Genomic DNA, 25,653 nt, shown 5'->3' on the forward strand with positions numbered 1-25,653 from the left:
GTGAAGATAGTAGCAATTTTAATTTAGGTTACTTTATAATATTGGTGGTAATTATAATCTACTTAAAATTTTATTTCATGAAATTACTTAAAAAACTATGGTTATTTTTTGTTTTAACGTTATTTCTTACAAATTGCTCTACGGAGGAATCTTTTGAAGAAACGGCTAATGGAAAAGACCCACAAGATGTCCCATCTGAAGAAGTTGAGGAGAACCAATCAGCTGATGAATCAGCACTTTTAGTTTATATTCCTAATGAATTTAGCGATATGGACTTTGAAGATCCAGAAAGTACATGGTCTTATACTCGCAGCCGTGAATCTGAACATTTTATCGTTTTTTGGGGAGATGGATATGGCGATAATGATCCAGGATCAGTGAATACAGCAGCAAAATATCGTGTTGATATTGATGATCTTTTAACCCGGGCGGAAGATTTTTATGCCCTGAATATTGGAGAATTAGGTTTTGCAGAACCAAATGCAGGGAATTCTAATTTGGATCAGTATAAAATGATGATCTTTCTTTTTTATCAGGATGAATGGCTTGCCACGGGAGCGGGTTACGATGATACGATTGGCGCTTTATGGATTAGTCCCAATACTGCTCAACCCGTAGGGCACACCATCGCTCATGAAATTGGTCACAGCTTTCAGTATCAGGTGTTTGCTGATCTGGCTAACGGACACGGATTTAGATACGGTTTTGGCGGGAATGAAGGAAATACATTCTGGGAGCAAACGGCCCAATGGCAGGGTTTTCAATCTTATCCAGAACAGGTTTTTACTACTGCCGATTTTAATGTGTATGTTCAGAATTATAATAAACATATTCATCACGAAGATTATAGATATGCCAGTTATTTTATACATTATTACTGGACCTCTTTCCATGGTCAGGATTTTATTGGTCGTTTGTGGCGGGAAGCTCAGGAACCAGAAGATCCTGTGCAAGCCTATATGCGATTAACCGGGATTAGCCTAAGCGATTTTAATAATGAAATTTATGAAGCGGCTACAAAATTTGTAACCTGGGATTTCGATGAATTGAGAAATTTTGGCGAAGATTATATAGGAGCGCAACGTTATAAGTATACTACCCAGCCAGATGGCAGCCATATGGTAAGCATAGAGTATGCTCCTCAAACTACAGGTTACAACGTGATTCCGCTAAAAGTGCCCGATGCTAATACCCAAGTTAGTGTTGATTTCACAGGACTACCCAATGCAGCTGGCTTTAATAATGTAAACGCTTCTATAGCTGGTTGGCGTTATGGTTTTGTTGCTTTACAAGAAAACGGAACCAGAGTTTATGGTGAGATGAATCAGCAGAATCAAGCCACGACTTCTTTTGTTGTACCCGAAAACACCACGCATCTTTGGTTGGTGGTTACCGGTGCTCCAACTGAATATGAACCGCATGCATGGGATGATGATAATACGAATGATGAACAATGGCCATATAAGGTTTCTTTTTCTGAAACCAATATGTTAGGAGTTATAGCACTTCCTGAAGATAGTGAACCTCACAATATAATTTTAAATTATGATGTCTCTTTTCCTGTGGATAATGAAAATTATAGCGGAGCTACTATTTCTTTGAATACTGAAGAGCTAGCAGAGGCTTTTTTAATGCAGCCTAATCAAATTTTAGATGAGTTAGGTGATTCTATTCAGTTTTATGGTGTAAACAGTAATGGAGATTTGATTGCTGAAACTACGGCAAATGGTTATGGTCATTGGTTCGATGAATCTGGAGATGTTATTGGTTGGAGCGATGCGGCTATGGTATATTCCGAATTTGAAGGAACCAGTTTTAATTTTAAAATTGGTCAGTATCCAGGGCATTCAGTTGCAGGAGATAAGTATACTATACAACAGGCACTGGTATACGAGTACGAACCTGGTAACTTTGTTCAGGCCACCGTAATATTTAATATTAAGATTGAATAAATTGTTAATTTAAAATTGATAGGGGGATTCGATCGAATCCCCTTTTTTAATTTAAGTCCTAAATTAAGATATTATTATAATTCTTGTCTTTAATTCTCAGTTAAATAGCGTTATTTTTGAAAATACATCAAAAAATATAAAAATGAATGATGAGATAAGGGATTTACAACCCAAAGCGCTTTGGCATAACTTTGCAGATTTAAACGAAGTTCCCAGAGCGTCCAAAAAAGAAGACAGAGTAATCGAATTTATTAAAAACTTTGGTGAAAACTTGGGGCTGGATACTCAGGTGGATGAAACCGGTAATGTGGTTATACGTAAACCGGCAACCACCGGTTTAGAAGATCGAAAAACCATTGTTTTACAATCCCATTTAGATATGGTGCATCAAAAAAATAACGATACGAAATTCGATTTTGATACACAAGGAATAAAAATGTATGTAGATGGCGATTGGGTAAAAGCTGAAGGTACAACACTTGGAGCGGATAATGGTCTTGGCGTCGCTACAATTATGGCTATTTTGCAAAGTGATGATATCCAACATCCCGCCATCGAAGCACTTTTTACAATAGATGAAGAAACCGGAATGACCGGGGCAAAAGGTCTTTCTCCAGAGTTATTAGATGGGGACATTTTACTGAATTTGGATACCGAAGAGGATGATGAAATTGGAATAGGCTGCGCCGGTGGTATCGATATTACGGCTTTACGCGAATATGAAGAAGAAAATATCCCTGATAATAGCGTGGGTTATAAAATTGTAGTGAAAGGATTGCAAGGTGGACATTCTGGTATGGATATCATCAAAGGACTTGCAAATGCCAATAAGTTAATGGCTAGATTATTATATACGGCATATCGTGATTTTGGATTACGAGTATCTGAATTACAGGGTGGCGGATTACGTAATGCCATTCCGCGTGAAAGCGAAGCTTTTGTAGTTGTTGATAAAGAGGATACTAACTTTTTTGTGCAACAAATGCTGATGTGGATCGATGAGATTAAAAAAGAATACGCCAGTTTGGAGCCCAATATGGATATAGGTATTTCTGAAGCCGAAATTAATGGAAAGTTGATGAAGGTTGAAGATCAGATGGAGATAATAAAAGCCATTGCATCTGCCCACAATGGAGTTTATAGAATGAGTCCCGAGATTGAAGGTTTGGTTGAAGCTTCCAATAATATCGCTAATGTTGTTGTAGCTAATGGAAAAGCGAAAATTAAGTGTCTTACAAGATCTTCTGTAGAGTCTACTAGAAGTGATCTCGCGCATAGCTTACAGGCAAGTTTTGAGCTGGCGAAGTTTAAAGTAAAACAATCTGGCGAATATCCTGGTTGGGCGCCAAATCCAGCTTCCGAGATCTTAAAAGTTCTAGATGAAATTTATCAAAAGCAACACGGTGAAAAGGCTCATATTGCTGCCTGCCATGCAGGCTTGGAATGCGGAATTATAGGAAATCATTATCCTGATATGGATATGATCTCTTTTGGTCCAACAATAAAAGGGGCCCATTCTCCAGACGAGAGAGCAAGTATTTCTTCCACTCAAAAATTTTGGGATTTCACTCTCGAGATTCTAAAAAATATTCCGAAGAAATAGAGAATATTAGATTTCCTTCTGAATAAATTCGTAACAGCGATAGCTGAATTCGTTCAGAAGGTTTTTCCATACTTTGTCTAGATTAGTATTTTTATTATCGTAAGCTACATATTTTTTGATAAGCATTCCTTCTCGTGGTTGAGCTTCAAAATTAATATCAGATTCAATGACAGCTGAGGTATCTTTAGATTCTACTTTACCAATAATTTTAAATTTTACCTTATAACTTTCATAAATACCTATAAACTCTCTTTCATTATAGGTATATACATTTTCATTTTTGACAATTTCTTTAAAAATTAAAGTATCTACTGAAATTTTATATTCTGAATTTTGGGATGACAAATTGAAATTTCTTTTTTCAAGATCTTTTACTAATTCTTTATTGAATTTGTTGACTATTTCCTGTGAATCTGTTTTAAAGTATTTTTTGAGAAAATAAGAATCATCATCGTAGATTTTAATTAGTTTAGGTTTGAACTGTAGGCTAGCATTTTGAGAAGTTTTAAATTTTCTATTTTTCCACCTATAGTCGTTCTTGAAGTTATTGGTGTTTAATAGATTGCATGATGAGACAATAAAGGTAAATACAATTAAGATGAATTTTTTCATGATGAATGAAATAAAATTATCTGATTAAAACGAAAAAACTGCCGGTAAAACGGCAGTTTTTCTAGCTAACAGCTTATTTAATGTCTACCAGATCTACGATAAAAACTAAATCGGTATTCGGTTCGATTGGACCTCGACCTCTTTCGCCATAGGCTAAATGGCTTGGGATATATAAAATGGCCTGATCACCAACTTTCATTTGTTGAACTCCTTCATTAAAACCGGCGATCATAGGAGCATCTGGGCCATAACTAATATTTAGGGGAGCATAACCACCCTGCATACTTCGCATTTCATTGAAGATATCCCATTTTTTTGCTACCTCTTCTTTGCTGGTGTCAAAAATGCCACCATCGGTAAAGTAACCTTCATAATCCACACCAACGTTTTGCCCAATTTTAGGTTTTGGACCTTCGCCTTCTTTAAGAATATAAATTCCTAATCCACTATCTAATGTTTTAGCTTCGTCTTGATATTTTTCGAACATCGCTTTATTTTCAGCTTTTGCTTCTTCAAGTTTTCTGGCTTCTTCTTCTTCAGCTTCTTTAATTTTCTGAAGTTCGTTTTCAAAAACTTTAGGCGCGTCGAATTTTCTGGCAGATTTCCCTTTCCTAATAATTTCAACTGAATTAATGACTACATCTTTTACAGGTCGATCACCAGGGTCGGTTTCTACTTTGCCTATGGCATCAACAACATCCTGTCCTTTTACGACTTTTCCAAAAACGGTATGTCTTCCATCTAAATTTGTAGTAGGAGCAAGGGTAATAAAAAACTGGCTTCCATTTGTTCCTGGGCCTGCATTGGCCATAGAAAGGATACCTTTAGATTCATGGCTTAAGCTGTCGATAGTTTCGTCAGGGAAACGGTAACCCGGGCCACCACGACCTGTACCGGTAGGATCACCACCTTGTATTACAAAACCATCAATGATTCTGTGAAAAATAATTCCATCATAAAAATTTTTGTTTTTATAAGTACTGTCTACCATTGTGCTGTTTCCTTCAGCCAGTGAAACAAAGCTGGCAACAGTAATTGGGGTTTGCTCATAATATAGCTCGGCTATAAAAGGCCCCATAGAGGTATCAAACTTAGCGTACATCCCGTCTTCTAAATCTGGGTAGTCGTCTTTACAGGCTGTAAAAGCCAAAACAATAGCACTTAAAAGTAAAAGGCTAAATTTCTTCATTATATAAATTTTAATTTTAAGCAAAAATAAATAAGATTTTTTAGTTTATAGAATCCTGTTCCCGGATAGAATGTAAAGTAACTGTAGTTTTTATTGGAATATTAGTTCCAATTCGATCTTTATCGCCATAATATCCAAAAGCTTTGTAAGAAGGGAATAAGAAAGTAACCGTTTCCCCGGCTTTCATCAATTTTAAGCCATCTCTTAAACCGCTAAACAAGTTTTCCTGATCTATAGCAAATTCTTTTGTTGGCTTTTCGCCTTTACCGTATATCGTTTGGTCATTTAAGGTTTGAATATAATAATCGAAATTTACAATATCGCCAAATTCCGGTTTTGTTTTAGAAACGGAGTCGGCTACTTTTTTATTATAGAAATACCAAAATCCGCCATTACTGGCGATATAATTTTTACTACTGTCGTTTGCAATGATCTTTTTTATTAAAAATTCTTCTTCTGCCAAAAGCTTTTTATTTCTCGCTACCGATTCGTTGATATAACTTCCTGAATGTTGACTTACGGGATAGCGAGCTTCTGGAGATTTACAGGAAACCAATGCAGCGATAAATAATAAGCTAAAAATTAGTTTTTTCATGCCTGAAGTTGTTCTTTATATTCAGGAAGCAGTTTGTTAAATTCTACGATGGTGTCGTTCATGGACATTTCACTTCTTCCACCGGCAGCATTATTATGACCACCGCCATTAAAGTGAGCCCTTGCAAATGTATTTACTGAAAAATCGCCTTTAGAACGGAATGAAATTTTAATGATTCCTTCCTGTTTATTTTCAATAAAGATAGCTGCAAAAACAATTCCATCTAAAGAGAGCCCGTAATTTACAAAACCTTCAGTGTCTCCTTTTTTAAAGTTATGGGCATCTAATTCTTCCTGTGAAATGGTAATATAAGCGGTTCTAAACTGTCGGTTAACTTTTAAATTTTGCAAAGCTACCCCTAATAATTGTAAGCGACTTTCAGAATTCGTATCAAAGACATCCTGATGAATTTTGCTATTTTCGGCACCTTTTTCAATAAGATCTGCGACTACGCGGTGGGTGTTTGGTGTAGTGCTTGAAAATCTGAATGAACCGGTGTCGGTCATAATCCCAGTATACAAACAGCTGGCAATTTCAGGAGTGATTTTGTTTTTAGCACGAAGCCGTTCTATAAAATGATAGACCATCTCACAGGTAGAACTCATGCTGGTATCGCTATATGTATAATCTGCATAATTTGCTGGTTCCTGGTGGTGATCGATCATTATAAAAGTTGCTTCACTAGCTTCTAATGCCTGTTGCATATCACCACAACGAGATAGATCATTGAAATCTAAAGTAAAAATAATCTCTGCTTTTTCAATAATGTCGTCGGCCAGTTTTTTACTTTCATCATATATAATCACCTGGTCGTTACCAGGTAACCATTTAAGGAAATTAGGGTATTCATTAGGAGCGATAACATTGGCATTATGTCCTTTATCCTTTAGGAAATGCATCAAAGCCAATGTGCTTCCCATCGCATCGCCGTCTGGGCCTTTGTGAGGAACAATTACTATATTGTTCGCTTTGGATAATTCGGCCGTTATTTCTAAAATATATTGCTCTATCATAAGAGTGTAAAGATACAATTTAATGCCTCATTCAGGCTTTAATTCCATTGAAGCTTAATTCGAATTTATAAAATGTTTTCCTATTCTTACGCCTCAGCCTTGTTCCAAAATCATCAAATTCTATTAGATTCAGTACCGCTTGTAGAAGCTAAGGAGGTAAAAAGTTTAACAAGTGATAATTTATCATTACGTTAAGCCTAAGTATCCATTTAAAGATTTTTTTGGTAATGTTTATTTTTATGGAAAACAAAACAACAAAAATGATTAAAATTTTACGATTTTCACTGATTTTATTTTTGGTTGGCTGTAATTCTACTTCTGGTATAACACATAAAGAGCGACAGGAAATACCTAAAAAAGATTATGATTTTACCATTGTTTTTGGTAGTTGTAATGATCAGGATAATCCCCAACCATTATGGGAGCCTATACTGGATAATGAACCCGATGCTTTTATATGGGGTGGTGATAATATTTATGCCGATACGCCAGATATGGAAAAAATGAAAGCAATGTACGATTTTCAGCAAAATGTTGAGGCCTATCAAAAATTGGTAAATACTGCTGTGATGTTAGGTACATGGGACGATCATGATTTTGGAAAAAATAATGCAGGGAAAGAATGGGAGAAGAAAGCCGAAAGTCAGCAATTATTTCTTGATTTTATGAATGTTCCACAGGGCGATATACGTCGTGCTCGTGAAGGTGTCTATTATGCACAAGATTTAATTGCTGATGGAAACACGATAAAAGTTATATTATTGGATACCCGGTATTTTAGAGATCCAATTAATGAGAGTAGGGGAGGTAGCATTTTAGGAGATGCGCAGTGGAAGTGGTTAGAGAAGGAACTAAATAATAGCACGGCAGATTATCATATTATAATGAGTAGTATACAGGTGCTTAGCATGCAGCATCGTTTTGAGAAATGGGCGAATTTCCCAGAAGAACGTGAGCATTTGTTAGATCTGATTGCGAGTTCAGGAATTAAAAACCCTATTATAATTAGTGGAGATCGTCATATTTCAGAATTTTCAAAAATGGATATCGAAGGTTTGAAGGCGCCATTATATGATTTTACTTCTAGTGGAATGACGCATGTTTATGAGAGTTTTAGTGGGGAAGCTAATATGTATCGAGAAGGTGAGGTGATCTTTCAGCTAAGTTTTGGTGTTTTGAATTTTGATTTTGAAAATGAGGAAGTTAATATGCAAATGAGAGGCATAGAAAATGCGCTTTTGCAAGAAATCAGCGTGAAATTTTAGAAAATTGATATAAAGTTTTAATAACCTTGTATTTGGAAGAGAATTGGTTATTTTTGCTGAAAATTTAAAAAACACGAAATGGCAGGAAACAGAACTTTCACCATGATTAAGCCTGATGCTGTAGAAAAGGGGCATATTGGTGCAATTTTAGATCAGATCAATGCTTCAGGTTTTAGAATCGTAGCCATGAAGTTAACGCAAATGACAACAGCTGATGCCGAGACTTTTTACGCGGTTCATAAAGAGCGTCCGTTCTTCGGAGAATTGGTAGAATTTATGACTCGAGGTCCAATTGTTGCTGCAATCTTAGAAAAAGAAAATGCAGTTGAAGATTTTAGAACTTTGATTGGTGCAACAAACCCTGAAGATGCTGCTGAAGGAACTATTAGAAAAAAATATGCTTCTTCTGTAGGAGAGAACGCAGTACACGGTAGTGATAGCGATGAAAATGCTGCTATCGAAGGTGCTTTTCACTTTGCAGGAAGAGAAATGTTCTAAGAGCATTTTTTAATAAAACAATAGAAGCTATCCAAAATGGATAGCTTTTTTTATGCTTTTAAAAAAACGCTCTCTTTTTAACTGTGGTCTAATTTATAGATGATTATGTATTAAAAAAGGGCTAGACTTTAATAAATCTAACCCTTTCTCTATACAAACTTACACAATTTTAGGGAACTATGTCTACCCCCTTTTTAATCTAACTAAGATTACAAACGTGAAATCAGATGATGGTCATTTGACCAAAATTAAGATTTTCGTCATTGATATTATTTTCAGACTCGCTAATTAGGCCTTCCAAGAAATCTCCAACTTTTTCAGTACTGTAAGGATTATCTTTATTAATATCTTCAGTACATACATTTAGTTTGATACTGGTGGCCACTGCTTTTCTTATGACATCGCCTTCTTCGATAAGACCAAAATGATCCAGTAGCATTGCTGCAGAGAGGATCGAAGCTACAGGATTCGCAATTCCTTTACCCGTAGCTTGGGGATATGACCCGTGAATGGGCTCAAACATTGCATTATTACCACCAACTGAAGCAGAAGCTAATAAACCAATACTTCCTCCAATTACACTGGCTTCATCAGAAATGATATCACCAAACATATTTTCAGTAAGAATTACATCAAATTGCTTAGGATTCAAGATCATTTGCATAGCTGCATTATCTACGAATAAGAAATCTAATTCTACGTCCTGATATTCTTCAGCAATTTTCTTTACGGTTTTTCTCCAAAGACGGGAAGTTTCCAAAACATTGGCTTTGTCTACCAGGGTTAATTTTTTACGTCGTTGTTGGGCAGCTTTAAAAGCTAAGTGCGCCATTCTTTCGATCTCTACTACAGAATAGGTACACACATCGGTAGCGCTTTGTCCATCTTCACTCTGGCTTTTTTCACCAAAATAAATTCCTCCTGTTAACTCTCTAAAAATCGTTAAATCTGCACCCTGAATTCTTTCCGGTCTAAGCGGAGACTGATCGATAAGTTTAGGATAAGTAGTTACAGGACGGATATTGGCATAAAGACCTAATTCTTTCCTTAATTTCAATAATCCCTGTTCTGGTCTCACTTTAGCATCCGGGTTATTATCATATTTGGGATGACCTATGGCACCAAATAGTACAGCATCAGATTTTTTACAAAGGTCTAAAGTTGCTTCAGGTAATGGATTATCTAGTAAATCTATTGCAGCGGCACCAACAATCGCATCTTCGAATTCAAATTCATGATCAAAACGATCGCCAATAGCTTTAAGTATTTTTATGGATTGCTGTGTAATTTCCGGTCCAATTCCATCTCCGGCTAATACGGCTATTTTTAGTTTCATATTTTTTCCTATAAAAAAGTTTATAGACTCAGTTCCTATTCCTGAATCGCAGCTTCACGCATTTGCGTTTGTTTTTCTTCAAATTTCTTGATGGCATCCAATTTACTCACTAAAAAGTCAATATCATCAAAACCATTAATTAAACAGGTCTTTTTATAAGCATCTATAGCAAAATTTTCGGATTTACCGCTGCTTATAATTTGAATTTTTTGATTTTCGAGATCAACTTTAAAGCTTTCTTTATTATCTTTTTTAATGGCAAGGAAGAGTTCGTCCAAAAACTCAGGAGAAACCTGAACCGGTAATAAACCATTATTTAGTGCATTACCTTTAAAGATATCTGCAAAATAACTGGAAACAACTACTTTAAAACCATAGGCTTTTAATGCCCATGCAGCATGCTCTCTACTTGAACCGCAACCAAAGTTGTTTCCTGCGATTAAAATTTGTCCTGAGTATTGATCCTGGTTTAGTGAGAAATCCTCTACAGGTTTTCCATCTTTGTCAAAACGCCAGTCTTTAAAAAGATTTTCACCAAAACCTGCTTTATCTGTTGCCTTAAGGAAACGTGCAGGGATGATTTGATCTGTATCTATATTTTCGACCTCTAACGGGACGGCTGTATCTTGTAGTGTGGTGAATTTTTCCATTAATTCAAGCTTTTTGTAAAGTCGGTTATTTTTCCGGCCACGGCGGTTGCTGCAGCAGTGAGTGGGCTCGCTAAAATTGTTCTTGAACCTTGTCCTTGCCTACCCTCAAAATTTCTGTTACTGGTAGAAACACAATATTCGCCTTCTGGAATTTTATCATCGTTCATTGCCAGGCAGGCTGAGCACCCGGGTTGTCTTAATCTAAAGCCTGCTTCTTCAAAAACTTTATCGAGACCTTCTTCCTGAATTTGAGCGGCTACCTGTCTACTTCCGGGAACGATTAATGCATTTACATTTTCTGCTTTTTTCTTTCCTTTGATATAGCTCGCTGCCATTCTGAAATCCTCGATACGACTATTTGTACAACTGCCAATGAAGATATAATTAATAGGTTTGTCGATTAAACTTTCTCCAGGCTTAAAGCCCATATAGCTTAAGGCTTTAGCATCACTTTTACCTCCTTCAACAGGTATGGCGCCGGTAATTTTAATTCCCATACCAGGATTGGTACCGTAGGTGATCATTGGCTCGATATCTTCGGCATCAAAAGAATATTCCTGATCAAATTCGGCACCTTCATCGGTTTTTAAAGTTTCCCAATACGCTTTTAGCTTATCAAATTCTTCTCCTTTGGGCGCAAACTCTCTTCCTTCAACATAATCATAAGTAGTTTGATCTGGTGCAATTAGTCCGCCACGAGCTCCCATTTCAATACTCATGTTACAAACGGTCATGCGACCTTCCATCGACATATTTTCAAAAACATCACCGGCATATTCGCAAAAATAGCCCGTTCCGGAGTTTGTCCCTAGTTTACTGATCACGTAAAGAATAACATCTTTTGGAGTAACTCCTTTTCTCAGATCTCCGTTTACATTTACACGCAGCCTTTTAGGCTTTTCTACCAATAAGCATTGTGAAGCGAAAACCTGAGTTACCTGGCTGGTACCTATCCCAAAAGCAATTGCACCAAAAGCTCCATGGGTCGAAGTGTGACTATCCCCACAAACCATGGTTTTACCGGGTTGTGTGATCCCCAGTTCTGGCGCCATTACGTGAACAATCCCGTTGTAAGGATGTCCCAAACCATAAAGTGTAATATTGTTTTCTTCACAGTTCTGTGAAAGTTCTTTTAATTGTTTTCTGGATAGCAAATCCTTAACCGGTAAATGCTGATTTTCAGTTGGCGTGTTGTGATCTGCGGTGGCCACGATTTTATTAGGTCGAAAAACAGGAATTTCCCGCTCTTTTAATTCGTTAAAAGCTTGTGGACTCGTAACTTCATGAATTAAGTGCTGATCGATATATAGAATGTCCGGACCATCAGGAATCGACTCTACCACATGGGCATCCCAAATTTTATCAAAAAGGGTTTTCTTCATTTCTTTAAATTTTTAAACACAGCACGAGGGCTGTGTTATGATAAGTTTTATAAAACTTAATATGACGTCTTTACGCGATTGCTTTAATTTTCTTTTTAGAAATGGCCATGATTTCATGGATATCTTCGTCTAATACCTCTTTTTTCATATCTGCATAATTAAGAAATTCGGTATAAACAGCATCCAATTCTAATTTTGTAAGATTATAACCTACTTTTTTGGCTTTGTAAGCTAAAGCGGCACGACCGCTACGGGCAGTTAGAACAATAGCAGATTCTGTTACGCCAACATCAGCAGGATCAATAATTTCGTAAGTTTCACGGTTTTTAATAACCCCGTCCTGGTGGATCCCAGAGCTGTGAGCAAAAGCATTTGCTCCTACAATTGCTTTATTTGGCTGAACAAACATCCCCATTTCTCTAGAAACCATTTTACTTAATTCAAATAGTAATTTTGGGTTGATGTCTGTATTTAAGTTTAAAGTAGGGTGTTGGCGAAGGATCATTACTACTTCTTCTAATGCGGTATTTCCGGCACGCTCACCAATGCCATTGATGGTACACTCAATTTGTCGTGCACCATTGGCAACACCAGCAATGGCGTTAGCAGTAGCTAATCCTAAATCATTATGGCAATGACAGGAAATGATTACATTATCAATACCCGCCACATGATCTTTTAGGTACTTTATTTTTTTTCCATATTCTTCAGGAAGGCAATATCCTGTAGTATCCGGAATATTTAAAACGGTAGCCCCAGCGTTGACGACCTCCTGGCAGACCTGCGCAAGAAAAGCGTTATCGGTTCTGCCGGCATCTTCAGCGTAAAATTCGACATCATCGGCAAAGTTTTTAGCGTAAGCAACAGCTTCGACCGCACGTTCGATAATCTGCTCTGGAGTAGCATTAAATTTATATTTAATATGAGAATCTGAAGTTCCTATCCCTGTATGAATACGAGGTTTTTTTGCATATTTTAAGGCTTCAGCAGCAACTTCGATATCTTTTTTTACGGCTCTGGTGAGTCCACAAACGGCAGCGTTTTTTGCTATTTTTGATATTTCGGTCACAGATTGAAAATCACCAGGACTTGATACAGGAAATCCGGCTTCTATTACATCTACACCTAGCTCATCCAGTCTTGCCGCAATTTTTAATTTTTGTGCCGTATTCAATTTACATCCGGGAACTTGTTCACCGTCTCTCAAAGTTGTGTCAAAAATTTCTACCTTTTCTGCGCTCATAAGAGTTTTTTTTTGCTTTATCTTTAACTAAAGTATAACAAAGCCTACTGCTCACGTAGTAGACCTGTTTAAGTGTTACGATAATTAAATGAGTTATATTTTTGTAATATAACTGATTATCAGTTATTTAAAAAGTATCTTGTTACAATGACCAACGATTTAACGGATAACCTATTTTCTTTAATAAAATCACTTTCTCCTTCCGAAAAGAGACAATTTTCGTTGTATGTAGGAAGAATTGGGGTGAATTCAGATAGTAAATTTCTCAACCTGTTTAAAGTTTTAAGCAGGCAAAAAAGGTATGATGAAGAATTACTGCTTAAAAACACCAATATCACCAAGCAACAATTGTCCAATATTAAGGCACATTTGTACAAGCAGATTTTAATTAGTTTACGTCTAAACCCAGCCCATCAAAGTATTCCGATTCAGATTAGGGAACAGTTAGACTTTGCTATTATTTTATATCGAAAAGGCCTTTATAAGCAAAGTTTAAAGCTCCTGGATAAAACGAAAGCTACTGCTTTAGCTTATGAGGAGAAAAACCTGGCTTACGAGATTTTGGAGCTCGAAAAAATTATTGAATCCCAATATATCACCAGAAGTATTGAAAACAGGGCCGAAATTTTAATAAAACAAACAGAAGAACTTACCAATCTTAACCAGATTTCTAGTAAGTTATCCAATTTATCGTTGCAGTTATATGGCATTTTTCTAAAAATGGGCTATGCTCGTACAGAAGAAGAAGCTACAGCGATCCATAATTATTTTGAAACAAACTTACCTGAATACACTTTTGCAGATTTGGGATTTAAGGAGAAGTTATGGCTATTTCAGGCTCATTTGTGGTATAGTTTTATTACGCAGAACTTCCTGAATGCTTTTAAATATTCTTCTAAATGGATCGATCTTTTTAACGATAACAAGCATTTAATTCCTGTGCATCCTGTTTTCTATTTAAAAGGCAACCATTACTTGTTAGAATCATTATTTTACCTGAACCATACTTCAACTTTCGAAAAAGTTTTACATCGATTTGAGGATACGCTTAAAAACCCAAAAATTCCTGATGATGATAATATAGCCTCCCTGTCTTTCCTATATCTCTATGAAAATAAACTAAACTTAAGATTTATGAAAGGAGAGTTTCACGGTGGCGAAACTCTGGTAGAAAAGATAGATCAAAAAATCAAGCGATTTAAAGGAAAAATCGACGAGCATCACATTATGGTGTTTTATTATAAAATTGCATCGCTTTATTTTGGTGATGGTAATAACAAAAAATGTATCGAGTATTTAGGAAAAATCATTCAAAACAAATCTTTGGAAATGCGTGAAGATTTAATGTGTTTTTCGAGGATACTGAGTCTGGTTGCTCATTATGAAGCAGGCATGGATTATCATTTAGAGCGATTAATAAAATCTACTTATAAATTTTTAATCAGGATGAACGACCTACATGAGGTTCAAAAGGAAATGATTAAGTTCCTTCGAAATCTGCCTGATGTTAGTCCGCTTGATATAAAAGATGAATTCCGAAAGCTTCACGCCACACTAAAACGGTACGAAGATCATCCGTATGAACGTCGTGCTTTTTTATATCTTGATATTATTTCGTGGCTAGAAAGTAAAATCGATAATCGCCCCGTTGCCGATGTAATTAAGGAAAAAGTAAATGATTATGCACGCTAAAATGCTGTAATTTGGTTGAAGAAAAAGCCTACTTAAAACATATCTTTCAATTAAACCTGGCGGTTGTAATTATTAGTACTTCTGGGACTTTGGGTAGGTATATAGATTTGAGTCCTTTTTTAATCATTTTTCTTAGATCTTTTATTGCTGTTTGGGCGTTGCTTATTTTTTGTAAGCTTAAAGGTTTTAAGCTAAATTTTGAAAATAATAATGATCTTCTGAAAGTTTTATTTGCTGGTTTTCTAATGTGCGCGCACTGGCTCACCTATTTTCAGGCGCTAAAATTATCCAGTGTTGCTATAGGGATGCTTTCTATATATACATATCCTGTTATCACCACTTTTTTAGAACCGATAATTCGTAAAACGGGTTTCAATAAGCTACATCTGCTTTTAGGTGTTCTGGTGTTATTAGGTGTTTATTTTTTAGTGCCAGAATTTAGTTTGGATAACCAACAAACCATTGCAGTTTGTTTTGGTGTTGGTTCGGCTTTTTTATATTCACTTCGGAATATTTTAATGAAACAGCAAGCCTCAACTTACAATGGTTCGGTTCTAATGTTGTACCAGATGTTTGTAGTTAGCGGGTTATTGCTTCCGGTTTTGTTTTTCTTTGATTTATCGGTTATTCCATCGCAACTGGCACCTGTTTTAATATTGGGGTTATTCACAACATCTGTAGGCCATACTCTTTTAGTGAGTAGTTTTAAATATTTTTCGGCGACTACCGCCAGTATTATAAGCAGTGCCCAGCCTATTTATGGTATTGTATTAGGTTATTTTATTTTGAATGAAATTCCGTCAGCAAACACCATGATTGGCGGAGTATTAATTGCCGCTGCTGTTTTTACAGAAATTTTTAGAAGTTTTAAAAAGTAGTTAATTTACATAGTTAATTATTCTTTTTTCTATCCATTTTTTTATTGAGTTCCAAACAGGCATTGATGAGTGCCAAATGCGTTAAGGCTTGCGGAAAGTTACCAACCTGTTCCCCGCTTTTACTTATTTGTTCACTAAATAATCGTAGTGAATTACCATAGCCTAAAATCCTGGCAAAATTTTCAGCGGCTTCTTCGATGCGGTCACCAAGTGCCAAACATTCGATATACCAAAAAGAACACATGGTAAAGGTTCCTTCTTCGCCTTCCAGTCCGTCAGTATCGGTTTCGGCAGCACGATAACGGTATATAAGCACATCGTATTTTAATTCTCGCTCTATCGCTTGCAAGGTTTTTTTCCACTTCTCGTCGTGTTTATCAATAAAGTGAAGAATTGGCATTAATAATACCGAAGCATCCAGTTCATCTGTACCTTTATGTTGAACAAATGCCTGTTTTTCTTAGTTCCAAAAGTCGGTGTAGATACTATTCTTAATTTGTTCTCTTACTTCTTCCCATTTCTTTCGAGGAAACTCGAGATTATTTCCTTCTGCAATTTTAATTCCGCGATCCAACGCCACCCAACAGGTTAATCTGGAATGTAGAAATTCTTTTTTATCCCCTCTAATTTCCCAAATTCCACGGTCTTTATCTTTCCAATGTTCACAAACATATTCTATATGATGTTTTATATTTTTCCAGAAGTCTTTTTTGATTGGACCGTCGTGCAAATAATAAACGTAGACGGCATCGATAAGTTCGCCATAAATATCAAGTTGGGTTTGATTTTTAGCTTCGTTGCCCACCCGAACCGGTTTACTGTTTTTATACCCGTTAAAATGATCTAGTGTACGCTCATCTGGTGGTGTTTTTCCATCATAAGTATATACTAAATCCATTTTATCCTTAAAACAATACTTCTCTACCCATTTAAAAAATGAAGTTGCTTCTTCTTTAAAACCGAGTTTTAAAAAAGCATACATAGCAAAAGCGGCATCCCTTATCCAGGTATATCGATAATCCCAGTTTCTTTCACTTCCAATTTTTTCTGGCAAACCAAATGTGGGTGCCGCGATAATACTTCCTTCTTTATGAGAAGTTAGGAGCTTTAAAGTAATGGCCGATCTTATAACTGTTTCTATCCAGCGACCTTTGTACGTGCATTGACTTACCCATTTTCTCCAATATTCATTACTTTCTTCATAATATTTTTCTCCAAAGTCAGACATGTTTTGTTGTTGTTCTTCAGACAAATGGAAATCGGTTAGAATGAAATAAGCCGATTCTCTTTCGGCTAAGGTAAATTCAGAAAAACCATCGTCCATAGCGATATACAAATCCTGGCAGCTATTTAAACAAAGAATGCTTTTATCGTCTTTACAAAAAGTAATTTCATTTTCTTTTTGAGAAGCCGTATGCCTTTTCTCAGCATGATTAAATCGTGGTTTGCATTTTACGCGATAAGAAACATTACCGTAGGTAGTGGTTATTTTTCTAAGCAATTTAAACTTGTGATCCTTTTCATCGATCACCATAGTATCACAAATTTCGCCCATGCCGTCTTTGGACGAAAACCGGGTAATAAGACTGGCGGTATCAGTGATGTAAAACTGATTATATTCTAAATTTTCAATTAATGGCTCAATAGAAAAACAGCCACCTTTGTCTTCATCCAGTATGGTCGCAAAAACCGTAGGTGAATCAAAATTGGGAAAGCACATAAAATCGATATCCCCTTGTTTGGAGACTAAAGCAGTAGTTTGCAGGTTTCCTATAAAACCGTAATTATTAATTTTAATAAAATTGTTTTTTCGCATTTGTCTATCAGATCGTCATTTTTATTCAAATTACGCTAAGAAGAGGGGATCAAAAAATCTTCATCTAAGCTTTGGGAAATATTTAATAGCATGGTTGAAGATTTTAAAAAAAATGAAATATTAGAAAGCCTTAAATGGCTTTTCATCCTTGCTTTTGTAAAGTAACGGAAAGTCGATGTGGAATTAGAATCTTGAAATAAAGAAAATAGACCACTATGCTTCTGGATTCAGGAATCAAGGCAATAGCTCATAGAACAATAGACTTTTTCATTCTACATTGTTGAAAAATTTTGGATTGTAATAGAATTTGTTACCTGTAGTAGGTTCTTCGTTTTGTAAAGTGTAAAACTTGAACTTTCAACTTTTAACTTTGAATTTTACAAGCCTGCCACAAAGCTTCGTCTGGAACTTCGGCAAATACTATTATCGTTTCCTTTTTTACCGGATGAATAAACTCTAGTTTTCTGGCGTGCAGATGAATGCCAGCATCATTATTACTACGATCAAAGCCGTATTTTAAATCACCTTTTATAGGGCATCCGATGGCCGAAAGCTGACTACGGATCTGGTGATGTCTTCCCGTTTTTAAATCGACTTCCAGTAAAAAATAATTGTCTAATTCTTTTAAAATACGATATTCCAGGATTGCTTTTTTACTATCAGGCACTTCGTTTTTATGGGCAAAAGACTTGTTTTGTTTGGGGTTGCGCTTTAGATAATGCACCAATATATCCTGATCTTTTGGCGGCCTGTTTTTTACCACGGCCCAATAGGTCTTTTTAGCATCTTTTTGCTGAAATAATTTATTAAGCCTGGGTAGCGCTTTTGAAGTTTTCGAAAATAAAACAATACCGCTGGTTGGCCGGTCAAGACGGTGTACTACGCCTAAATATACATTACCCGGTTTGTTGTGCTTTTCTTTTAAATAGGCTTTAACTACTTCACTAAGCGGCTTGTCACCGGTTTTATCGCCTTGTACTATGTCGCCAACACGTTTATTGACAATGATGATATGGTTGTCTTCGTGTAATACCTGTAGGTTGTTTTTATTGGAAAGTAACTTATCTGCCAAAATTGAATTTAAAACTTAATGGTAAAATAACTAATTTCTTAGAATAGTAATTTGCATCAGATCATCGGATGAATTCCTCAATAATCTTCTTATGTTGCGGATATTTTTTAATTAAAAATTCCTGTTTAGCTAGCGTAAAATCACTAAAATCAAATCCCGGTGCGACCGTACAACCTACAAAAGAGAATGCGTTTTGTTGTATAGATTTTGCCGCAAACCAGTAATTTCTTGGAACCACATATTGTGGAACTTCACCGTTTTCCAAATCTCTCCCTATTTTTATTTCTGTAAGTTCCCCCGAAGGAGAAATGGTATATAAAAGAAGAGGAGAGCCATCATAAAAATGCCAAACCTCTTCTTGATTTATTTTATGAAATGCCGAAAAATTATCGGAAGTCAGTAAAAAGTAAATACTGGTAGAATAATTTCGTTCGGTTTTAAAAGCTTCAGGCAAAGCATCAGCCTCTATGATATCTGAACTTCGATAAACTTCTTTAAAGTAACCTCCTTCTGGATGAGGTTGTAAATTTAACCGATCGATAATTTTTTCCGCAGTATTCATTCCGTAAAAATCTTTTAAGCAAAAGAATTAATATTGTTCATCTTCAGAAGGAAAATCACCACTTTTTACATCTTCAGCATACCGCTGAAAAGCCCCTGTCATTTCAGTATAAAGATCTAAATATCTGCGTAAAAATCGTGGATGGAATTCCTTAGTCATTCCCAACATATCGTGAACCACTAAAACTTGTCCGTCACAACCATTACCGGCACCAATACCAATAATCGGGATGCTCACGCTTTTAGCAACTTCTTTAGCTAATTTTGCAGGTACTTTTTCTAAAACTACCGCAAAACATCCTAATCTTTCCAAAAGTTTAGCATCAGATTTAAGCTTTTCTGCTTCTTCTTCATCTTTGGCCCGAACGGTGTAGGTTCCAAATTTGTAAATAGATTGTGGAGTTAATCCCAAATGCCCCATTACCGGAATCCCCGCATGCAAGATTCTTTTGATAGACTCTTTAATTTCTTTACCTCCTTCAAGCTTTATGGCATGAGCACCACTTTCTTTCATAATTCTTATCGAAGATCGTAACGCCTCTTTTGGATCACTTTGATAAGAGCCAAAAGGAAGATCTACAACGACTAAGGAACGGCTAATAGCGTTTACCACACTTGTAGCATGGTAAATCATATGGTCCAGAGTCATGGGCAAGGTAGTTTCGTATCCTGCCATAACATTACTGGCAGAATCTCCTACCAGGATCACATCGATCCCGGCACCATCCATAATTTTTGCCATGGAATAATCATAGGCGGTTAACATAGAGATTTTCTCTCCACGTTTTTTCATATCGACTAAAGACTTAACCGTAATTCTTTTATATTCTTTTTTAGCAACAGACATTAATCTAAATTTTTATATGTGTAAAAATAGGGTTTTACTAATAGATTAATTAAGATATTGTCAAGAATTTGGAAAGTCAAAGTTTTAAATACTATTCTTAAAATAGAAATTTAAAGAAAAATACAGTGTATATAAAACTGTAATTAGCGTGATGAGCCAATTCCATTTTTTTAGAAAAATCTTACTGATGGCAAAAAGGAAAAACCCTGAAAGTGTTAAGATCCAGGGGAATACATAAGGAATTATACCTGCATGATTAGAACTCGGTGGCATATACGTATTGCATGCGACAAAGAACGTAACCAAAGCGGTACAAAAATAGATCCTGAAATTAAATGTCCAGGAATTGCATTTACTCTTCTTAATTTCCATTTTTTAAATTCCGGTAAAGACTTTCTAAAAGTTCACCATCATCTGCGTGATATTGCCAAAACATTGCGCCACCCAGGTTTTCTTTTTTTATGAATTCCGCTTTCTTTTCTAAAGAAACTGGATCATCATAGCTTATAAAAATTTTGTCTTTAGCATTCCATAAATAAGGTGCTTTTGCTTCCTCATCCCAGTAACGATGATATTTACCGGAACGTAAACTATCTTTTATAGCGATATAATTTAAGGCAAAAGACTGGCCTTTTGCTGGTTGGTATAATCCATTATTTACAGGAGTTACTTTTTTCCAGCCACGACCATAAAAGGCGGCACCAATAACTAATTTTTTTGGGTCGGCACCAGATTCGATATAGTTTTTAACAACAAGTGCGGTACTTTGTTTTTGATTTTTAGGCTCTGCTAGCGAAATCAGTAAATTGGTATGATGGCAAGTTGAGGTATTCCAATCATCATGGAAATCATAACACATAATATTTACAAAATCTGCAATTTTTGCAATTTGATCGATTTCGACATTTTTTAAATAAGTTGGATTAGGAGGAGTGGCCACCGTTAATAAATAGTGATTGTTCGTTTTTGCTGAAAACGAGTCTAATTTTTGTCGAATCTTGGCCAATAATAACGTGAAGTTTTCTTTGTATTCAGGGAAGAATGGAGTGCTTCCATTGTTTTTATGTGCCTCCCAGTCTAAATCGATTCCATCTAATTTATATTTTTTTTAAAAATTGAAGTGTACTATTAGCAAATCGTGTTCTGGTACTATCACTACTGGCTATCGAAGGAAAACTTGCTGTATTGGACCAACCACCAACCGAAATTAGGAGTTTTAAGGATGGGTTTATAGATTTTAATTTATTTAAAGTTTTAAAATGTTTAGGATCATCTTCATTAGTAATACTTATTTTTCCGTTTTCAATTTTAGCGAATGCATAGTTTAAGTGCGTTAGTTTTTCAGCCTGAACAGGATTTTCAGCTTTCTCCATCAGATCACCAAAAACATAACCAACTATTTTATGTTCTTCACTTGCATTTTGCTGAGCAAAAAGTAAATTTCCAAAGAAATATATCAACGAAAGGAATAGATATATAGCAATTTTCATTAAGTAGATTTTCTAGATTGTTCTAAATTTAGAAAAATTATATAGTAAGTTTGGTAAAGCTTGATAAACTTAACTTTGTTTTAAATGAAACAGATTTTATTAGTAATTATTCTTCTGTCTTTTAATGTTGTAACTGCGCAGAATGAAAAGGAAAAGGTGAAAAACACAATCGATTCTTTTTTTGAATCTTTTCATAACCAGGATTCTGTTACGATGAAAAAAAATGTTTCAGAAAAGGTAATTATCCAATCAATAGGGGAGAACCAAATAGGAGGAACGGTAGTCAATGAAACTTCATTTTCAGATTTTTTGAAGTCAATTTCAAGTATTCCCAAAGATATTAGTTTTAAAGAAGAGCTATTGGATTATCAAATTTCGATTGATGGAAGTATGGCGAATGTATGGACACCATATAAATTTTATTTTAACGACAGTTTAAGTCATTGCGGTGTAAATTCTTTTCAGTTGGTGAAGATCAACGGTAAATGGCAAATAATTTATATTATTGATACACGCAGAAAAGAAAAATGTGAATAAAAAAGCCATCAATTAAGCGATGGCTTTTAATGGTACTTCAAAAATTGTTTTTCTCTATGGTTTTAAAACCACTCTAAATCGAGCTTCATTATCCATCATTTTCTGATAAGCTTTCTTAACATCAGTAAGTGGATATTCTTCGATCATTGGTTTCGTGCCACTTAAAGCGCTAAATTTTAAAGTATCTTCACTATCCATAGCTGTTCCGCTAGCCCAACCTGCAACGGCATTTTTCCCCATGATTAATTGAAATGGAGAAACCGATAGCGGATCTCCCGTAGCACCAACAACAAGAAGTTTACCATTTGGTCCCAGTCCATCAACCACACTACTAATTGCTTTACTATTAGGTGCTGTTGCCAGAATTAAAGATGCGCCACCTAATTTTTGTAATTCATCTACGGTATCCTGTTCTTTTGCATTTATAAAATGATGCGCCCCGAGGTTTGATGCTAAGGATTTTTTATCGTCGCTGGTGGAAATAGCAACGGTACGCATTCCCATTTTTGCAGCATATTGAATGGCTAAATGCCCCAAACCACCAATTCCCTGGATAGCCACTACATTACCGGGTTTAATTCCAGAATTTCGTAAGGCATTAAAGACTGTAATCCCGGCACAAAGTAAAGGAGCAGCTTCGGCTGAAGATAATTCATCCGGAATACTGGCAATCGCTTCCTGGGGTGCCGTCATAAATTCGGCATAGCCGCCATCATAAGAAATACCACTAATTTTTGCATTCTGGCAATTGATAAAATCACCACGTCGACAGGGTTCGCATTCAAAACAATGACCACCATGCCAACCAACACCTACACGTTGTCCTTCTTTCCATTGTGTAACACGTTCTCCCACCTTTTCTATGATACCTACAACTTCGTGTCCCGGTATTCTTGGATATTCGATGGGCATCACACCTTCTTTGGTAATGGCATCGCTATGACAAATACCGCAGGCTTCAATTTTAATTAAAACTTCGTTTTCCTTTGGTGAAGGCTTGTCGACATCAACATATTCAAATTCACCACCTTTTTCTTTTACTTGTACTGCTTTCATCATTCAATTTTTTGTTTCCTTAATTTACAAAATTGAATAATGAAGATTTCTAAGTCTTTGTTAAATAAACAAATTGGTAATTTCATCAGCTTTAGAAGACAAAAGTACTACGATTCCGTTATTCATAGCATGAAGCAATATAGGCCAGTATAATTGCTGATTTTGCACCTTTAACCTTCCAAAAAAATATCCGGCGATGATTCTGGGGAAAATAAGGATGAAGAGGATAAAGTTAAACTCGAATCCTGAAACGTAATTCCATACATGCACATAGCCAAAAATTAAGGCTGATAGCATCCAGATTAACCGGTAATACTTATGAAGATAATATTGCATTTTTTTCATCTTCTTTTCCGGAATGATCGATTTCAGAAATAGGAAGATGATAAAAACGCTTAATAGAAGTAAACTGTATTTTAAAATCAAATTTGCTTTGGCAGGAATAAAAGGAAGGCTTATAAATAAAATCCACGAACAAATAAAGACGAGGATTTCATTTTGCGAAGGTTTGATGAGACTTCTAAAAAGGCATTCTTCTATTATTGGTGCGATGATTACTGCCAGGATAAAAAATACCAATGGATTGTTGGTCATCATCTCATAGATTTCTGTCTGCTGATAACGGTCGAAATCTAACTCAGGAAAAATCGTGTTTAAAATACCCATCCCCATAAAAAACAGGAAGTAGCACGCCATGGTTAAAAAATAATGACGGAAGAGATTCTTGATTTTAGATGGTAAATTTTGCTCGTACAATTATAGAAGGCGATTAACAGTCACTAAGGTTTACTTTTACGGCAAGTCCGCCTTCACTGGTTTCTTTGTATTTGGAATTCATGTCTTTTGCCGTGTCCCACATGGTAGCTATTACCTTATCTAATGGCACTTTAGCTTTGGTAGCATCACTTTCTAAGGCAATTTCGGCAGCATTAATCGCTTTAATAGCTCCCATGGCATTGCGCTCGATACATGGTACCTGTACCAATCCGGCGATAGGATCGCAAGTTAAACCTAGGTGATGTTCCATTGCAATTTCACTGGCCATTAGAACCTGCTCTGGCGTACCACCAAGCAGTTCTGTTAATCCCCCTGCGGCCATTGCCGAGGATACACCTATTTCTGCCTGGCATCCTCCCATTGCGGCAGAAATTGTTGCTCCTTTCTTAAATAGACTTCCAATTTCTCCTGCAACCAGCATAAAGCGTTTCATATCTTCAAAAGTGGCCTTATGATTTTCGATCACCATATAATACATCATAACGGCAGGAACGGTACCGGCACTACCATTTGTTGGGGCTGTAACTACACGTCCCAGACTGGCATTTACCTCGTTTACACTTAAAGCAAAACAACTTACCCATTTTAAGATTTGGCGAAATTTTACTTCAGTATTTCTAATGGCGGTGATCCAACTTTTAGGGGAATCGTATTGTTCTTCACCAATAAGACGTTGGTGCATTTCGAAAGCGCGACGTTTTACACTCAATCCGCCTGGTAAAATGCCTTCAGTATGGCAACCAATATACATTGATTCTAACATGGTATTCCATATTTGTTGCAGACCGGCGTCTATTTGTTCATCATTTCTTAGGGAACGTTCATTTTGCAATACCAGTTGTGAAATGCTCATATCTTCAGCTTTGCAATAGGCTAATAATTGATTAGCACTTTCTACCGGAAAAGGAAATTCATCAAACTTATCCTGTTTCTTTTTAGCGTTTTTTCGAGTTTTTTTTACAACAAATCCTCCGCCTATAGAAAAGAAAGACGACGAGCATTTTTTACCATTTTTAAGCGTGGCTCTAAAAATCATTCCGTTAGGATGAAAATCCAGGAATTTACGATTGAATTTTATATCAGTTTCAAAGTTAAAAGGAATGTCCAGCTCCTTATTAAAATGAATTATTTTGTGTTCTTTAATTGCAAGAATTTCCTCATCTATAATAGAGATATCCATGGTTACGGGGTCATGACCACATAGGCCCAATAGGGTTGCAACATCTGTAGCATGACCTTTACCTGTTAAAGAAAGCGAGCCATAAAGATCAATATGAATTTTTTCTACCTGATTAAAGAGTTGTTTGGCCTTAAGTTCCAGGATCCAACGTTGGGCGGCGCGCCAGGGACCTAAGGTGTGAGAACTGGACGGGCCTACGCCAACCTTTAACATGTCGAATACGCTAATACATTCCATATTGAAAATTTATGCAAACAAATGTATCATTTCAGGGACAGAATTAGAAATAAAAAATTAGCAGTACCTGCCTATTTATACACAATTTATCGAATACTCTGCAAAACTTGCATTGATTTTTGCTCAAAACGGGGATGTTTAAAAATGTCTCTGCCAACCTGTCATAAGATTT

Annotated in this window: 23 protein-coding genes and 1 pseudogene; 7 read left to right on the forward strand and 17 right to left on the reverse strand. The window is 36.0% G+C overall.

Going from position 1 to position 25,653, the window contains the following annotated elements; genetic code table 11:
* The first annotated feature begins 77 nt into the window (after nucleotides 1–77).
* Complete coding sequence (locus ZPR_RS07985) at nucleotides 78–1,952, forward strand: DUF4859 domain-containing protein (RefSeq protein WP_013071160.1); 1,875 nt, start codon at nucleotides 78–80, stop codon at nucleotides 1,950–1,952.
* A 142-nt stretch (nucleotides 1,953–2,094) separates the two neighbouring features.
* Nucleotides 2,095–3,555, forward strand: a complete 1,461-nt coding sequence (locus tag ZPR_RS07990) for an aminoacyl-histidine dipeptidase (protein ID WP_013071161.1) — start codon at nucleotides 2,095–2,097, stop codon at nucleotides 3,553–3,555.
* A gap of 6 nt (nucleotides 3,556–3,561) precedes the next feature.
* On the opposite strand, the gene ZPR_RS07995 is transcribed toward ZPR_RS07990, so the two are convergent.
* The 4 genes from ZPR_RS07995 to ZPR_RS08010 all read right to left on the reverse strand — a co-directional run bounded on the left by ZPR_RS07995 (nucleotide 3,562) and on the right by ZPR_RS08010 (nucleotide 6,964).
* A complete protein-coding gene (locus ZPR_RS07995; protein WP_013071162.1) occupies nucleotides 3,562–4,167 on the reverse strand; it encodes a hypothetical protein in 606 nt (201 codons plus the stop codon).
* A gap of 73 nt (nucleotides 4,168–4,240) precedes the next feature.
* Nucleotides 4,241–5,356, reverse strand: coding sequence for a peptidylprolyl isomerase (locus ZPR_RS08000; protein WP_013071163.1), 1,116 nt, complete (start codon nucleotides 5,354–5,356; stop codon nucleotides 4,241–4,243).
* A gap of 40 nt (nucleotides 5,357–5,396) precedes the next feature.
* A complete protein-coding gene (gene gldI, locus ZPR_RS08005) occupies nucleotides 5,397–5,951 on the reverse strand; it encodes a gliding motility-associated peptidyl-prolyl isomerase GldI (protein ID WP_013071164.1) in 555 nt (184 codons plus the stop codon).
* A complete protein-coding gene (locus ZPR_RS08010; RefSeq protein WP_013071165.1) occupies nucleotides 5,948–6,964 on the reverse strand; it encodes a DHH family phosphoesterase in 1,017 nt (338 codons plus the stop codon). The genes gldI and ZPR_RS08010 overlap by 4 nt, the downstream gene beginning before the upstream one ends.
* Before the next feature lie 260 nt (nucleotides 6,965–7,224).
* Between ZPR_RS08010 and ZPR_RS08015 the strand changes: the two genes are divergently transcribed.
* Together ZPR_RS08015 and ZPR_RS08020 are read left to right on the forward strand one after the other, a co-directional pair.
* Nucleotides 7,225–8,229 (forward strand): alkaline phosphatase D family protein, encoded by a 1,005-nt coding sequence (locus ZPR_RS08015; RefSeq protein ID WP_041579843.1) that lies wholly within the window; start codon nucleotides 7,225–7,227, stop codon nucleotides 8,227–8,229.
* Nucleotides 8,230–8,307: 78 nt separating this feature from the next.
* Entirely contained in the window at nucleotides 8,308–8,727 is a 420-nt protein-coding gene (locus tag ZPR_RS08020; protein WP_013071167.1) for a nucleoside-diphosphate kinase, read from the forward strand.
* 223 nt (nucleotides 8,728–8,950) lie between these two features.
* On the opposite strand, the gene leuB is transcribed toward ZPR_RS08020, so the two are convergent.
* The 4 genes from leuB to ZPR_RS08040 form a co-directional block, all read right to left on the reverse strand.
* Nucleotides 8,951–10,063 carry a 3-isopropylmalate dehydrogenase gene (gene leuB, locus ZPR_RS08025; RefSeq protein ID WP_013071168.1) on the reverse strand — a complete coding sequence of 371 codons (1,113 nt, stop codon included), beginning with the start codon at nucleotides 10,061–10,063 and terminating at the stop codon, nucleotides 8,951–8,953.
* 35 nt (nucleotides 10,064–10,098) lie between these two features.
* Complete coding sequence (gene leuD / locus ZPR_RS08030; RefSeq protein ID WP_013071169.1) at nucleotides 10,099–10,713, reverse strand: 3-isopropylmalate dehydratase small subunit; 615 nt, start codon at nucleotides 10,711–10,713, stop codon at nucleotides 10,099–10,101.
* A complete protein-coding gene (leuC, locus tag ZPR_RS08035) occupies nucleotides 10,713–12,095 on the reverse strand; it encodes a 3-isopropylmalate dehydratase large subunit (protein ID WP_013071170.1) in 1,383 nt (460 codons plus the stop codon). Before leuC ends, leuD begins: the two co-directional genes overlap by 1 nt.
* 70 nt (nucleotides 12,096–12,165) lie before the next feature.
* A complete protein-coding gene (locus ZPR_RS08040; RefSeq protein WP_013071171.1) occupies nucleotides 12,166–13,338 on the reverse strand; it encodes a 2-isopropylmalate synthase in 1,173 nt (390 codons plus the stop codon).
* A gap of 147 nt (nucleotides 13,339–13,485) precedes the next feature.
* On the opposite strand from ZPR_RS08040, the gene ZPR_RS08045 reads away from it, so the two are divergent.
* A complete protein-coding gene (locus tag ZPR_RS08045; RefSeq protein ID WP_013071172.1) occupies nucleotides 13,486–15,030 on the forward strand; it encodes a hypothetical protein in 1,545 nt (514 codons plus the stop codon).
* A gap of 11 nt (nucleotides 15,031–15,041) precedes the next feature.
* Nucleotides 15,042–15,908, forward strand: coding sequence for a DMT family transporter (locus ZPR_RS08050; protein ID WP_013071173.1), 867 nt, complete (start codon nucleotides 15,042–15,044; stop codon nucleotides 15,906–15,908).
* Nucleotides 15,909–15,921: 13 nt separating this feature from the next.
* Here ZPR_RS08050 and ZPR_RS08055 read toward each other — a convergent pair.
* From ZPR_RS08055 to ZPR_RS22480, 6 genes and pseudogenes are all read right to left on the reverse strand, one after another.
* Nucleotides 15,922–17,724: pseudogene (locus ZPR_RS08055) on the reverse strand (glycoside hydrolase family 15 protein).
* Between the two features lie 364 nt (nucleotides 17,725–18,088).
* Nucleotides 18,089–18,796, reverse strand: coding sequence for an RluA family pseudouridine synthase (locus ZPR_RS08060; RefSeq protein ID WP_013071176.1), 708 nt, complete (start codon nucleotides 18,794–18,796; stop codon nucleotides 18,089–18,091).
* 61 nt (nucleotides 18,797–18,857) lie between these two features.
* Entirely contained in the window at nucleotides 18,858–19,358 is a 501-nt protein-coding gene (locus tag ZPR_RS08065; RefSeq protein ID WP_013071177.1) for a cupin domain-containing protein, read from the reverse strand.
* 27 nt (nucleotides 19,359–19,385) lie between these two features.
* Entirely contained in the window at nucleotides 19,386–20,204 is an 819-nt protein-coding gene (gene panB, locus ZPR_RS08070) for a 3-methyl-2-oxobutanoate hydroxymethyltransferase (protein ID WP_013071178.1), read from the reverse strand.
* A gap of 361 nt (nucleotides 20,205–20,565) precedes the next feature.
* Nucleotides 20,566–21,291: a glycoside hydrolase family 18 protein gene (locus ZPR_RS22475; protein WP_083759752.1), complete on the reverse strand. Its 726-nt coding sequence runs from the start codon at nucleotides 21,289–21,291 to the stop codon at nucleotides 20,566–20,568.
* A 10-nt stretch (nucleotides 21,292–21,301) separates the two neighbouring features.
* Complete coding sequence (locus ZPR_RS22480; RefSeq protein WP_013071180.1) at nucleotides 21,302–21,694, reverse strand: glycosyl hydrolase family 18 protein; 393 nt, start codon at nucleotides 21,692–21,694, stop codon at nucleotides 21,302–21,304.
* 84 nt (nucleotides 21,695–21,778) lie between these two features.
* Here ZPR_RS22480 and ZPR_RS08080 point away from each other — a divergent pair, with 84 nt between their 5' ends.
* Nucleotides 21,779–22,231: a nuclear transport factor 2 family protein gene (locus ZPR_RS08080; RefSeq protein ID WP_013071181.1), complete on the forward strand. Its 453-nt coding sequence runs from the start codon at nucleotides 21,779–21,781 to the stop codon at nucleotides 22,229–22,231.
* Between the two features lie 54 nt (nucleotides 22,232–22,285).
* Here the strand turns inward: ZPR_RS08080 and ZPR_RS08085 are convergent, their stop codons facing one another.
* From ZPR_RS08085 to ZPR_RS08095, 3 genes are all read right to left on the reverse strand, one after another.
* Nucleotides 22,286–23,290: an alcohol dehydrogenase gene (locus ZPR_RS08085; RefSeq protein WP_013071182.1), complete on the reverse strand. Its 1,005-nt coding sequence runs from the start codon at nucleotides 23,288–23,290 to the stop codon at nucleotides 22,286–22,288.
* A 57-nt stretch (nucleotides 23,291–23,347) separates the two neighbouring features.
* Entirely contained in the window at nucleotides 23,348–23,983 is a 636-nt protein-coding gene (locus tag ZPR_RS08090) for a CPBP family glutamic-type intramembrane protease (RefSeq protein WP_148211690.1), read from the reverse strand.
* Nucleotides 23,984–24,056: 73 nt separating this feature from the next.
* Nucleotides 24,057–25,490, reverse strand: coding sequence for an L-serine ammonia-lyase (locus tag ZPR_RS08095; protein ID WP_086026155.1), 1,434 nt, complete (start codon nucleotides 25,488–25,490; stop codon nucleotides 24,057–24,059).
* Nucleotides 25,491–25,653: the final 163 nt, after the last annotated feature.

Origin of the sequence: Zunongwangia profunda SM-A87, assembly GCF_000023465.1 — a bacterium.
GTDB lineage: Bacteria > Bacteroidota > Bacteroidia > Flavobacteriales > Flavobacteriaceae > Zunongwangia > Zunongwangia profunda.